Annotated in this window: 11 protein-coding genes; 3 read left to right on the top strand and 8 right to left on the bottom strand. The window is 61.6% G+C overall.

Annotation, left to right across the window (positions count from 1 at the left end):
• Nucleotides 1-42 precede the first annotated feature (42 nt).
• Entirely contained in the window at nt 43-1,728 is a 1,686-nt protein-coding gene (locus tag ACNQ62_RS09690; protein WP_005854103.1) for a chloride channel protein, read from the top strand.
• Between the two features lie 143 nt (nt 1,729-1,871).
• Nucleotides 1,872-3,632 carry a calcium-binding protein gene (locus ACNQ62_RS09685; RefSeq protein WP_418094781.1) on the top strand — a complete coding sequence of 587 codons (1,761 nt, stop codon included), beginning with the start codon at nt 1,872-1,874 and terminating at the stop codon, nt 3,630-3,632.
• Nucleotides 3,633-3,688: 56 nt separating this feature from the next.
• Here ACNQ62_RS09685 and ACNQ62_RS09680 read toward each other — a convergent pair whose 3' ends face one another.
• The 5 genes from ACNQ62_RS09680 to ACNQ62_RS09660 all read right to left on the bottom strand — a co-directional run bounded on the left by ACNQ62_RS09680 (nt 3,689) and on the right by ACNQ62_RS09660 (nt 9,810).
• Nucleotides 3,689-4,033: a DUF427 domain-containing protein gene (locus ACNQ62_RS09680; protein WP_005854099.1), complete on the bottom strand. Its 345-nt coding sequence runs from the start codon at nt 4,031-4,033 to the stop codon at nt 3,689-3,691.
• Nucleotides 4,034-4,073: 40 nt separating this feature from the next.
• Complete coding sequence (locus ACNQ62_RS09675) at nt 4,074-5,864, bottom strand: aminopeptidase P family protein (RefSeq protein ID WP_418094780.1); 1,791 nt, start codon at nt 5,862-5,864, stop codon at nt 4,074-4,076.
• A 57-nt stretch (nt 5,865-5,921) separates the two neighbouring features.
• Nucleotides 5,922-7,799: a cobaltochelatase subunit CobT gene (gene cobT, locus ACNQ62_RS09670; RefSeq protein ID WP_037944506.1), complete on the bottom strand. Its 1,878-nt coding sequence runs from the start codon at nt 7,797-7,799 to the stop codon at nt 5,922-5,924.
• Between the two features lie 155 nt (nt 7,800-7,954).
• The gene (gene cobS / locus ACNQ62_RS09665) at nt 7,955-8,941 is read right to left on the bottom strand and encodes a cobaltochelatase subunit CobS (protein WP_005854093.1); all 987 of its coding nucleotides are present in this window, start codon (nt 8,939-8,941) and stop codon (nt 7,955-7,957) included.
• Between the two features lie 242 nt (nt 8,942-9,183).
• Entirely contained in the window at nt 9,184-9,810 is a 627-nt protein-coding gene (locus ACNQ62_RS09660; RefSeq protein WP_037944505.1) for a J domain-containing protein, read from the bottom strand.
• Nucleotides 9,811-9,885: 75 nt separating this feature from the next.
• On the opposite strand from ACNQ62_RS09660, the gene ACNQ62_RS09655 reads away from it, so the two are divergent.
• Nucleotides 9,886-10,143: a BolA family protein gene (locus tag ACNQ62_RS09655; RefSeq protein WP_005854089.1), complete on the top strand. Its 258-nt coding sequence runs from the start codon at nt 9,886-9,888 to the stop codon at nt 10,141-10,143.
• A gap of 21 nt (nt 10,144-10,164) precedes the next feature.
• Here ACNQ62_RS09655 and ACNQ62_RS09650 read toward each other — a convergent pair whose 3' ends face one another.
• From ACNQ62_RS09650 to gatB, 3 genes are all read right to left on the bottom strand, one after another.
• Nucleotides 10,165-10,734 (bottom strand): hypothetical protein, encoded by a 570-nt coding sequence (locus ACNQ62_RS09650; RefSeq protein WP_418094779.1) that lies wholly within the window; start codon nt 10,732-10,734, stop codon nt 10,165-10,167.
• 46 nt (nt 10,735-10,780) lie between these two features.
• Nucleotides 10,781-11,248: a thioesterase family protein gene (locus ACNQ62_RS09645; RefSeq protein WP_064215581.1), complete on the bottom strand. Its 468-nt coding sequence runs from the start codon at nt 11,246-11,248 to the stop codon at nt 10,781-10,783.
• A gap of 79 nt (nt 11,249-11,327) precedes the next feature.
• Nucleotides 11,328-12,839: an Asp-tRNA(Asn)/Glu-tRNA(Gln) amidotransferase subunit GatB gene (gene gatB / locus ACNQ62_RS09640; RefSeq protein WP_005854083.1), complete on the bottom strand. Its 1,512-nt coding sequence runs from the start codon at nt 12,837-12,839 to the stop codon at nt 11,328-11,330.
• Between the last annotated feature and the right edge of the window lie 116 nt (nt 12,840-12,955).

Raw genomic sequence — 12,955 nt, 5'->3', positions numbered from 1 at the left:
GCTCTGTCTTAGACATGGGTAAACCCTGACAGCAAAGCCGCCATGCCTTTGAAACCGCGCCCCTTTCTGAACCAGCAGTATGACACGTTGTGCAACCATGCGCGTTTGGGGTGGGATGTGTTGCGTGAAAAAGGGCCGGGCAAGGTCACCTTCTGGTTCATCGCGCTTGCAATCGGCATCTCGGCAGGCTTTGCCGCGCTTTTTTTTCGTAAAGGGATCAATGCATTACAGGCGTTTCTTTACGGCACCGAAGACGTGCAGCACCTGCATAGTTTTATCGGCAGCCTTGATTGGTATTGGGTTGTTCTGATCCCCACAATCGGCGGGCTGACCGTGGGGCTGATCTTGCATAATTTCACCCGAGACGCCCGTGTGCGCAGCGTCGGCGATGTGATCCTTGGCGCGGCATTGCACGAAGGTCGGGTGGAAACACGGGCCGGTATTGCGTCGGCGCTGGCCTCGCTGATCACGCTGAGCACCGGCGGATCGTCAGGGCGAGAAGGGCCGGTGGTCCACCTCGCGGGCGTGATCTCGACCCTCGTGAGCCGCCGGATCAATGCCAGCGGTATTACCGGTCGTGACCTGCTGGGCTGCGCCGTTGCGGCGGCTGTCTCTGCCAGCTTCAATGCCCCGATCGCAGGCGCGCTTTTCGCGCTCGAGATCGTGTTGCGTCACTTTGCCGTACACGCCTTTGCCCCCATCGTGATCGCGTCGGCCGCCGGCACAGTGATCAACCGGTTGGAATTCGGCGGTCTGACCGAATTTGCCCTGCCCACCGTGGGCGATATGTCCTTCTATGCCGAGCTGCCCGCCTTCCTGCTGCTGGGGCTGACCTGCGGCGTGGTGGCAGTGTTCCTCATGCGCGGTATCTTCTGGGCCGAGGACTTCGGCAACTTCATACAGGCCCGCAGCAAGCTGCCGCGTTACTTGCGCCCTGCCGTGGCAGGGGCAATCCTTGGCGTGATCGCGCTGTGGTTCCCGCATATCATCGGCGTCGGATACGAGACGACGACCCGCGCGTTAAGCGGTGATATGATCCTGCACGAAGCCGTTGTCTTTGCCGTGCTCAAGATCATCGCGGTGTCGATCACTCTCGGCGGGCGGATGGGCGGCGGGGTGTTTTCGCCCTCGCTGATGTTGGGGGCGCTGACGGGGCTGGCCTTCGGGTTGATCGCCACGGGCGTGTTTCCCACGATGTCGGGGGCCACGTCGCTTTACGCGCTGGCAGGCATGGGCGCGGTGGCAGCTGCCGTTCTGGGGGCGCCGATCTCTACCACCTTGATTGTATTCGAACTGACCGGAGACTGGCAGACGGGTCTGGCGGTGATGGTCGCTGTGAGCATGTCGACCGCGCTTGCCTCGCGTCTGGTGCACCGCAGCTTTTTCCTGACGCAGATGGAACGCCGCGGTATCCACCTTGCCGCCGGTCCTCAGGCCTATCTGCTGGGCATGTTCATGGTGGGCCGCATCATGCGCCGCCCCGACGACCTGCGCGCTGCGAACGAAGAAACCTGCTGGGATCTGATCGGCGAGGGTACCTATATCGACGGCACCGCCACGCTAGAGGCCGCGATGCCGATTTTCGAGCAGACCGGTGCGGCGTTTATTCCCGTGGTCACGCTCAAGCCCGAATCGCCGCCCGAACTGCTGGGCGCGCTGTTCCATGTGGATGCGCTTAAGGCCTATAACCGCGCCCTGGCCGAGACAGCAGCCGAGGAACACTCCTGATTGTCGCTGTATTCGCGACAGTGGGTGCAGCGGGGTTGAACTGTCCTAAATATTGAAATGTGTCTGAAATGCGGCGGTAATTTGTCTTTCTTGCGTTCCTCAGCGTAAGCTACACTCTGGGTATAGCTTAGGGGGATTTGAACATGCTTGGATTGACTTTACTACCAGCGCTCGCGCTTTTGGGATTTGCGGGATTGATTGGCAACGACAGCGATGACGACGATACCAATGACGACATGCAAGACGTGGCAGAGCCCGAGGTGACGGACCCGCAGATCGCCACGCAGCAGGGCACGAACGGCCCTGATCTGGTCACGGGCACGGGCGCGAATGATGACATCGACGCGTTTGGCGGTGACGACACGGTAAACGGCTTTGGTGGCGATGACACGGTGCAGGGCGGCGCGGGCAATGACCTGCTGAACCTTGGCGGTGGCGACAATCTTGGCAATGGCGAAGAGGGGCGCGATACCGTCAACGGCGGGCCGGGTGCCGACACATTGCTGGGCGGGAACGGCGCGGACAGTCTTTCAGGCTTCGGGGGCACCGATGACCTGTCCGGCGGGCAGGGCAGCGATATGCTGCGCGGTGGTCTGGGTGATGATCTGCTCAATGGGAACAACGGCAGCGATACGCTTGATGGCGGGGCTGATAATGACACCCTGATCGGCGGTAGCGGCGACGATAGCCTTGGCGGCTTTGGCGGCGCGGATTCCCTCGTGGGCGGGCTCGGGTCCGACAATCTGGATGGCGGGGCCGATAATGATACGCTTCTGGGCGGCGGGCTGATGGATACGCTCTTTGGCGGTTCCGGCGACGACGTGCTGCGCGGTGGCACCAACAACGATCTGGTCAACGGCGGGTCCGGCGATGACGACGCCATGGGCAACTTTGGCGCGGATACCGTGCTGGGAGGGCGCGGCAATGACACGCTAAGCGGTGGCGAAGGCTTTGACTACATCGAAGGGAACGACGGCGACGACATCCTGATGGGCAACGAAGGCAACGACGGGCTCAGTGGCGGGCAGGGCAATGACACGCTGATGGGCGGGGTTGGCAGCGATACGCTGAGCGGCTTGGCGGGCGATGATATGCTTGACGGGCAGGGCGGCAACGACCTGCTGAACGGCAACATCGGGAACGACACGTTGATGGGGGGCGGGTTGAACGACACGCTGAATGGCAATGGCGGCGACGATGTGATCAGCGGCGGCACCCAAAGCGATCTGATCAACGGCGGCAGTGGCAATGATGCGCTGTCTGGCGACGCAGGTGCCGATACGATCAACGCGGGCCCCGGCAATGATACGCTGTCCGGCGGCGAGGGGCCGGACAAGCTGGCGGGCAACAGGGGCGACGACCTGATTGATGGCGACGCTGGCAATGACGCGCTGTTCGGCGGCATGGGCGACGACACGTTGAACGGCGGGGCGGGGAATGACTTCCTGATCTCGGGGCTGGGGACCGACAGTATTGACGGCGGTGCCGGTGACGATGTGATCCGCGCGTTCGACTTCAACCTCAACGGCAATGTGTCGGGCGATACCGATACGATGGCAGATGTCGTGCTGGGGGGCGATGGCAGTGACACCATCAGCGCCAACGACGGCGATACCGTGACAGGGGGCGACGGGGCCGATGTGATCAATGCCATCGGCTATGATCAAGTGGGCAAGGCCCCGGTCATCGTGACCGACTTTAATCTCGACGAAGACGGGCTGTACCTGCAGGAAACCCAAGGCTCGCCTGCGCAATTTGCCCCCGGTGACGGGATGTTCGAGATCCGCGCCGCGGCCAATGGCACCGACAGTGAACTTGTGGTCAACGGCAATGTCGTGGTGATCGTGCAAAACACCAGCGCCGCCGATCTCAGCGCGGACACAAGCTGGCTGCTGAACGCATAAGAGGGGCCGCAGCCCCCCTGCTTCAATCCTGAATTTCCAGGGCCCTCTCGGGGGCCCTAGATTTGTTCGACCGCAACCTCGGGCAATTGGTAGAAGGCCAGATGGCCCTTGATCTCGGCGACATCCTCGCTGGGGTCCTCGTAGGACCATGCCACGTTTTCCAACGTCCGGCTTTTGGTCACGACCGAGAAATAATGCGCATCGCCCTTATGCGGGCAGTGGGTGGTCTTGTCGGTCTTGTCCAGAAACGCCATGGCGATATCCGAACGGGGGATATAGATCACCGCGTCGTGGTCGCCTTCGCGCAGCTCAAGCGCATTACGTGTTTCGGCCAGTACCGCGCCCCCTGCGCGCACCGTCCATGTTCCGTTCGACTTCAATATCTTGATATGGTCTGCCATTGCTGACCGTCCTCCCTGAATGAACTGAAATATATCGCGCTCAAACCGGCGCTGTTGCCGCATCCAACCACAGTTTTGCAACCGGTGATAGCCGCGGCCCGATCTTTTCCGCAACGTCGCGATGATAGGCGTTCAGCCAGTCTCGCGCATCTTGGGTCAGCATCTCCGGCACAATCAGCCGCGTGTCGATGGGCGCAAAGCTCAGCGTCTCCCACGACAGCATGGCGCGATGCGCGTCCCCGTCCGGAAGATCAGGCGCAGACCGCACCGCGGCAAGGTTTTCCAGCCGGATGCCAAAGGCCCCCTCGCGGTAATAGCCGGGCTCGATGCTCAGGATCATGCCCTCGGACAGGGGCACCGTGCTGAGCTTGCTGAGGCGTTGCGGCCCTTCGTGCACGCTAAGATAGGCCCCGACGCCATGGCCCAGCCCGTGATCGAAGTCCTGCCCCGCCATCCAGAGCGGCAAACGCCCCACAGCCTCGATATCCCGCCCGGCCAGCCCTTGGGGCCAGCGCAGACGGCTCATGGCGATCAAACCGTTCAGCACACGGGTAAAGGCTTCTTTCGCCTCGACCGGCGGCGTGCCGATGGCGATGGTGCGGGTGATGTCGGTGGTGCCATCCAGATACTGCCCGCCCGAATCCAGCACCAGCAGATGTCCGTCTTGCAAAAGGCTATCGGTGTCCTCGGTCACGCGGTAATGCATGATCGCACCATTGGGGCCGGTCCCGGCAATGGTCTCAAAGCTGATCTCTTGCAAGGCCGGATCACGGCGGCGTGCGGTCTCCAGCTGGGTCACCACTTGCGTCTCCGTCACGCTGCCCGCAGGCTGCGCGTCCAGCCAGGCCAGCACCTCGACCAAGGCCGCCCCGTCGCGCAAATGCGCCGCGACAGAGCCTTCGATCTCCGCCGCGTTCTTGCAAGCTTTGGGCAGGGCGCAGGGGTCGTCGCCCCAGACGATCCGGTCGCCCAAAGCGTCCCAAACAGCCACAGGCACGGTGGCCTTCTCGACCAGCACGGGGCCCGACAGGTCGCCAAGAGCATCCAAAAACGCCTCTGGCGCATGCAGGGTCACATGCGCGCCCAAATGCGCCTCTAGCCCCTCCAGCTTGGATGGGGCGACGAACGCGTCCACGTGACCCGCGCTGTGCAGCACGGCAAAGCCATGCACGACCGGATTTCGCGCGATATCGGACCCGCGGATGTTCAGCAGCCAACACAGGCTGTCGGGCAGGGTGATCACGGCGGCCCCACGGCCCTTGTCGCGCAGCCCTTCGGCCAGCCGCGCGATCTTATCGCCATGGGCCTCGCCCGCATAGTCGATCGGGTGGACCTTGGCGGGGTTCATGGGCGGGGCGGGCTGGTCCTCCCAGATGCGGTCGACCAGATTATCGGTGCGGCGCAGCGTGATGCCGCTGCCGTCCAAGGCGTCCTCAAGCTGGACGATCTGTCCGGCGGCATGCAACCACGGATCAAAGCCGATAACGCCACCCTGAGGCAGCTGCGCGCGCAACCATTCGGCCAGCGAGACTTCGGGCCAGGCCACAGGCGTATAGACATCCGCCACCTGCGCCTTGACCTGCGTGCGGTAGCGCCCATCGATAAACACGCCCGCCACATCGCGCAAAGCGGCACAGAAACCGGCTGATCCGGTGAACCCCGTGAGCCATTTCAACCGGTCGTCACGGGGGGCAACATATTCACCCTGATGCGCGTCGGCGCGGGGCACCAGAAACCCGTCAAGCGCCTCTGCCTGCAGCTCTTGGCGCAGCGCCGCCAGCCGTGGCGGCCCTTGTTCCGGCCGCGAGGTTACCTCGAACGATTGAAACATATCCCCACCCCATTCTTCATTTTGCTCTTAAAACTCCCCGCGGAGCGTCCCTGACCCTCAGCTTGCGCGGCGCATGCCCATGACACGGGCCCGCGCACGGGGATCGGTATCAAACAGCGCAGCCAGCTGTTCGGTCATCGCACCGGCCAGCTGGTCCACATCGGTGATCGTAACGGCGCGGTCATAATAGCGGGTGACGTCGTGGCCGATGCCGATGGCCAGCAGTTCCACCGCCTTGCGTTTCTCGACCATGGCGATCACGTCGCGCAGGTGTTTTTCCAGATAATTCGCTGGGTTCACCGACAGGGTGCTGTCATCCACAGGCGCACCGTCGCTGATCACCATCAGGATCTTGCGCGCCTCGTGGCGGGCGATCATCCGGCGGTGCGCCCATTCCAGCGCCTCCCCGTCGATGTTCTCTTTCAGCAAGCCTTCTTTCATCATCAGACCCAGATTGGGCCGCGTGCGCCGCCAGGGGGCGTCGGCGGATTTATAGATGATATGGCGCAGGTCATTCAGACGACCCGGCTGGACCGGACGGCCGTCGTTCAACCAGGCCTCGCGGGCTTGGCCGCCTTTCCAAGCGCGGGTGGTAAAGCCCAGGATCTCGACCTTAACGTTGCAACGCTCCAGCGTGCGGGCCAGAACATCGGCGCAGATCGCGGCGATGGAAATCGGCCGCCCGCGCATCGAGCCGGAGTTATCCAGCAGCAAGGTCACACAGGTGTCGCGGAATTCGGTGTCCTGTTCGACCTTGAATGACAGCGGCGTTGTGGGGTTGGCCACGACACGGGCCAGACGACCGGCATCCAGCGTGCCTTCCTCCAGATCGAATTCCCACGACCGGTTCTGCTGCGCCTGCAAGCGACGTTGCAGCTTGTTGGCCAGACGGCTGACCGCGCCTTTCAGCGGTTCAAGCTGCTGGTCCAGATAGGCGCGCAGGCGTTCAAGTTCTGCCGGTTCGGCAAGGTCTTCGGCCCCGATCACCTCGTCATGATCGGTCTGGTACACCAGATAATTCGGGTCCGCGTCCGAGGCTTGTGGCGGGGCGGGCGGCTCCATCGGGGCGTCGCCATCGGGCATCTCGGCCTCTTCGCCAAGCTCCTGATCGGCAGTGTCATCCATCGACACCTGCGCCTGGGATTCATCCTGCTGCTGCTCTTGCGACTGCTCGGGTGAGGCTTCTGCCTCGTCGTCGTCCTGATCGTCCTGACCGGTGCTATCGGGCTCTTGCTCTTCTTCGGTGCCTTCTTCCTCGGCGCTGTCTTGGTCGTCGTCGCCTTGGTCGGGGTCATCGCCCAGCTGATCGCCATAGCCAAGATCAACGATCATCTTGCGCGCAAAGCGGGCAAAGGCGGCCTGATCATCCAGCGTGTCGTTCAACGTCTCGAGCGTGCCACCGGCCTGATCCTCGATATAGCCGCGCCACAGTTCCATTGCGTTGGCGGCACCGGCGGGCATGTCACGCCCCGTCGCCAGATGGCGCACCAGATAGCCTGCCGCCGTCGCCAAAGGCACGTCCGAGGGTTGCTTGGCCTGATCATAGCCCTTGCGCAGGGAGTCGTATTTGATCTTCGCGTCGATATTGCCCGCGGTGCCGGGCATGTCGCGGGCACCTACGGCTTCGCAGCGGGCGGTCTCCATCGCTTCATAAAGATCGCGGGCCATGTCACCAGCGGGCATGTATTTCGCGTGGGTCTGGCCGTTGTGATAGCGCCGGTTCAGCGCCAGCGCGTCGGCGGTGCCGCGGGCCAGCAGGACTTCCTCGCGGGTCATGCGACGACTGACCTGAGGCAGGCGCATGGAATCCCCGCTCAGCCCCGACGGGTCAACGGAATAACTGACCGTGAGGTCAGGATCGTTCGACATGACCTTGGTCGCTTCGGCCAAAGCCTTTTTGAACGCGTCGGCGGGGTTATCTGATTGTTTGCTCATGTCATTCTCCCATCCGAGTGCGGCCGACCTGCGGCTTTGGTCACCGCGGCCACACGAAACGGGGCGCTGCGGTCAGACTGTCGCCCACCGATCAAGCTGCCGGTAGACGTCTTGTTCTTCATCCCTGCCAACGCGGGCACGGGGTGGATCGTAGCTTAGCCAAGGCTCAGGCTGGCGGCGGATTCCGGTAGCTCTTCGTCGAACAGACGCTGATAGAATTCGGCCACGGTCTGGCGTTCCAGCTCGTCACATTTGTTGAGGAACGACAGGCGGAAGGCATAGCCCACGTCGCGGAAAATCTCGGCGTTCTGGGCCCAGGCAATCACGGTCCGCGGCGACATAACGGTCGAGAGTTCGCCATTCATGAAGGCGGTGCGCGTCAGGTCGGCGACGGTGACCATCTGTTTGATCGTCTTGCGGCCTTTTTCGGTGTTGTAATGCGGGTTCTTCGACAGAACGATCTGAGTTTCGGCGTCGATGCTCAGATAGTTCAACGTCGCCACCAGCGACCAACGGTCCATCTGGCCCTGGTTGATCTGCTGTGTGCCGTGGTAAAGACCCGTGGTGTCGCCCAGACCCACCGTGTTCGCGGTCGCGAAGATGCGGAAATAGGGGTGGGGTTCGATCACCTGGTTCTGGTCCAGCAACGTCAGCTTGCCGTCGACTTCCAGCACGCGCTGGATCACGAACATCACATCGGCGCGGCCTGCGTCATATTCATCAAACACGATTGCTGTGGGGTTGCGCAGGGCCCAAGGCAGGATGCCTTCCTGAAAATCCGTGACCTGCTTGCCGTCTTTCAGCTTGATCGCGTCTTTCCCGATCAGGTCGATCCGGCTGATGTGACTATCAAGGTTGACGCGGACACAGGGCCAGTTCAGCAGGCTTGCCACCTGTTCGATGTGAGTGGACTTACCCGTCCCGTGGTAGCCCTGAACCATCACGCGGCGGTTATGGTTGAACCCCGCAAGGATCGCCATCGTGGTGTCGGGATCGAATTTATATGTGCTGTCCAGATCGGGAACGCGGCTTGTACGTTCTTCAAAGCCATGCACCACCATGTCGGTGTCGATGCCAAAGACTTCGCGAACGGAGATCTCTTTGGTGGGTTTGGTTGTGAGGTCCAATGAGGTCTCGGCCATATTCTGTACGTCCTTCATGCTTCTGTCTTGCGCACCGCTTGCGGATCAAGGGTGGCGTCCACGGCAACATATCTTTCCTGAGCGCGAGGGAAAGGGGCAATTCGCACCTGCGGCAAAACCGCGAATCCCTGTGTCACATGGAAAAGGGGCGGCGCATTTGTCTGCACCGCCCCATCCCTATGGCTTTTCTGCCCCATCACAGGCGGTTGCCGATGCCCTCGGCCCACCGCAATGCCGCGGCGTCAGTCCTTGAAGTTGCGGCTGCCCTTCAGCTGGTCCCAGGCCCAGACGACGAGCTGAAGCTGCTCTTCCTGGCTGCGGTCCCCGCCGTTCATATCGGGGTGGAGCACCTTGATGAGCGCCTTATAGGCCTTGCGTACTTCGGGTTTGGTCCAGGTGTCCTTGGCTTCCAGAATTTCGAGCGCGCGGCGTTCCGTGGGGGGCAGGCGGCGACCGGCGGCAGGCCCTTTGCCGGGGTTCTGCGTCGCGTTTTTGCCCAGAACCTGATGCGGGTCCTCAATGCCCAAACGCGCCCAGGCCCGCTGTTCGGGGTCGCCAAGGGGCTTGGTCGTACGCTCCCACACTTTGTCCTTTGACTGCTGGGCGTTCAATTCGGCTTCTGTGGTGCCGTCAAAGAAGTTCCACTTGAGGTTATATTCGCGCACGTGTTTCTGGCAGAACCAGAAATAATCATCCAGCACGTCCGGTGCTTTGGGCGCGCGGTACTTGCCCGGTTCTTCGCAGCCTTCGTGCGAACAGACGCGTTGCGATGTCTCGGACGCACCGGACATCCCGCGACGACCACGGGGATTTTTCTTTTTCGAAGACGACACGGACATGTCGAATCCAAAGGGATCACTTTTGGGCATGATATGGACCTTTCCGACTCAGGCCGGTCAGTTTAGACCTTGGGCTGTGAGATTGAAGGGGGGCTGAGCTAAAAAATGTCAGTGACACAAGAAATTGCCGACCGGCTGGAAGAGGCGTTCGCCCCGTCGGAATTAAGCGTCGTTGACGATAGTGAAAGCCATCGCGGCCACGGGGGCTATCGCGAGGGCGGCGAAAGTCATTTTAATGTGAAAATCCGGTCGGCCCATTTCAAGGGGCTGAACCGTGTTGCGCGGCATCGTGCCGTGCATGGCGCGCTTGGCCCCGATCTGATTGGCCGCATTCACGCGCTGGCGCTGGATCTCGACGTTTAAGCCCTGCGTCACGGTTTGCGGCTAGTCTGCCGTCTTATCCGTCTTTGCCGTTTCCGTTTCGGGGGCCGTGGTGTCTGCCTCGGTCTTCGGGGCGGTCTCTGCGGCTGTGGCGATTGGCTTGGCGCGCGTTTTCACGGTGGTTGATTTACGGCGCGACGCCAGCGCGTTCAGCAGGGACGGGGCCACCACGGCGGTCTTGCCGTCGTCTTTCGTTTCGCCATGCTCATCCTCGAAATAGGGCGCGTCGCCTGCGTCCTCTGCTTGGGTGGTTTCAGCTTCGGGCTTGGGCATGTCGGGCGTGTCGGGCTGCGGCGGGGGAAGCAGCTCTGTAGTGACGGCTTCGTCCTCGGGCTCGGCCGCGCGGAGGCGGCGAAACACCAGCACATTGCGCCACTCTGTCGTGCTGCCGGTCAGGCCCGCGCGTTCGATCGACGGCAGGGTCTCGGCCCGTTGATATTCCCATCCATACCCTGAAAGACCGTTCATAAGCTCTTGCAGCGCATGGGAAAAACGCGCTTCCGCCCCTTTGATGTTCTTGGCTTTCAACCCTTTGGTCGGGGCGGGCACAACTTTGTATTCATAGCGTGGCATGACGGCTGGCTTTCAAATCAATACGGGGGTGGGCAACGGGATACACTCAGCGTTTCAGACCAATCTTGCGGCCCGCCTGTTCAGGATAAGGCAAGCTGGCATGGGCCGTTTTCATCGCCTCAAGCCGCGCCATGAGGTCGGCGGGCATGGGGGCCACACGGGGGCCGGACTGGTCAATGTGCAGCGTCAGCGCCTCGCCCGTGGCGGCAAGCCATCCGTCTTCGTGCCAAAGCTGCGTGAAGGAATGGAAACGTTTTTCATCAAAGTCGAGCAGTTGGAAGGTGCAATAGGTCGACGCCCCTTCGTGCAGCTCGCGCAGATAGCAGATGTGGAATTCGGCGACATAGGTGGTGTGGCCGGTCTTCTGATACTCTGGTCCGAACCCGATCTGGTGGTAGGCATCATCGACGGCGTTATCCATAAGTACCGAATAATAGGCCATGTTCAGGTGACCGTTAAAGTCGATCCATTCGGGCTGAACGATGCGCGGCGATGACCGGAAGGGCGTGTCCATAAATGACCTTTCACAGGATGTCGGAGGGGGAGCATGGCAAGAAAAGGGCCGGGGTTTTGGTAAACCCCGGCCCGATGTCTTAGCCGTTCAGTTTTTGCGCGACGATCTGGTTGACCGCTTTGGGGTTCGCCTTGCCGCCCGTGGCCTTCATCGTCTGACCGACGAACCAACCGGCGAGCTTTGGGTTCTCGCGCGCCTTGGCGACCTGATCGGGGTTCGCGGCGATGATCTCGTCCACGGCGGCCTCGATCGCGCTGGTGTCTGTGACCTGCTTCATCCCGCGCTCTTCAACGATCACCGCAGGATCGCCGCCTTCGGTATAGACGATTTCAAACAGATCCTTGGCGATCTTGCCCGAAATCGCGTCAGACGCGATCAGATCAATCACACCGCCAAGCTGAGCAGGGCTGACGGGGCTGTCGGTGATGGCTTTCTCGTCTTTCTTAAGACGGCCAAACAGTTCGTTAATCACCCAGTTCGCCGCCATCTTGCCGTCGCGACCCTGTGCGGTCGCCTCGAAATAGCCTGCGCTGTCCAGATCCGAGGTCAGCACCGAGGCGTCATAGTCGCTTAGGCCGAAGTCGTTGATGAAACGTGCTTTCTTGGCGTCAGGCAATTCCGGCAGGTTGGCACCGATGTCGTCCACCCACGCCTGTTCGATCACCAAAGGCAACAGATCGGGGTCGGGGAAATAGCGATAGTCATGCGCCTCTTCCTTTGAGCGCATGGAGCGGGTTTCCTGCTTGTCCGGATCGAACAGGCGGGTTTCCTGCACCACTTCGCCACCGGCCTCGACGATGGCAATCTGGCGTTTCGCCTCGACCTCGATCGCTTGCTGGATGAACCGCATGGAGTTCATATTCTTGATCTCGCAGCGCGTGCCCAGATGGCTGAAATCCTGCGTTTCCTGATATTTTTCGTACTGACCGGGCAGGCAGATCGACACGTTCACATCCGCGCGCATGGCACCGGATTGCATGTCGCCGTTGCACGTCCCCAGATAGCGCAGGATCTGGCGCAGTTTGGTCAGATAGGCGGCTGCCTCTTCGGGGCCGCGGATGTCGGGGCGGCTCACGATCTCCATCAGCGCAACACCGGTGCGGTTCAGGTCGACGAAGGACATGTTCGGGTCCATGTCGTGGATCGATTTGCCCGCGTCCTGTTCAAGGTGGATGCGTTCAACGCGCACCAGCCGCGCCGTGCCGTCGCCCAGTTCCACCAGCACTTCACCTTCGCCCACAATGGGGTGGTAGAGCTGCGAGATCTGGTAGCCCTGTGGCAGGTCGGGGTAGAAATAGTTCTTGCGGTCAAAGGCGCTGTGCAGGTTGATCTCGGCCTTCAGGCCCAGACCCGTGCGCACGGCCTGTTCGACACAGTATTCGTTGATGGTAGGCAGCATGCCGGGCATGGCCGCGTCAACGAAAGCGACGTTATTGTTCGGCTCGGCCCCGAATTTGGTCGAGGCGGCGGAAAAGAGCTTTGCGTTCGACAGAACCTGCGCGTGCACCTCCATCCCGATGACCAGTTCCCAGTCATGTTTGGCACCCGCAATGGTGCGCACTTTGGGGGTGTCATAGGTCAGGTCAAGCATGGGGGCACCTTTGGCGTCAGAAACAGAACGCCTTGGTCATAAGACAGGGGGCGGGGTGCTGCAAGAGGCAGGCCGCGCCAATGCGCGCACGGACCAGCCAAGAGGTGCTGCCCAAA

It is taken from the genome of Sulfitobacter sp. SBS6, from assembly GCF_048285585.1.
Taxonomy (GTDB): Bacteria; Pseudomonadota; Alphaproteobacteria; order Rhodobacterales; family Rhodobacteraceae; genus Sulfitobacter; species Sulfitobacter pontiacus.
Note: the sequence above shows the minus strand (reverse complement) of the source record. Positions and strands in the feature narration are given on the sequence as shown.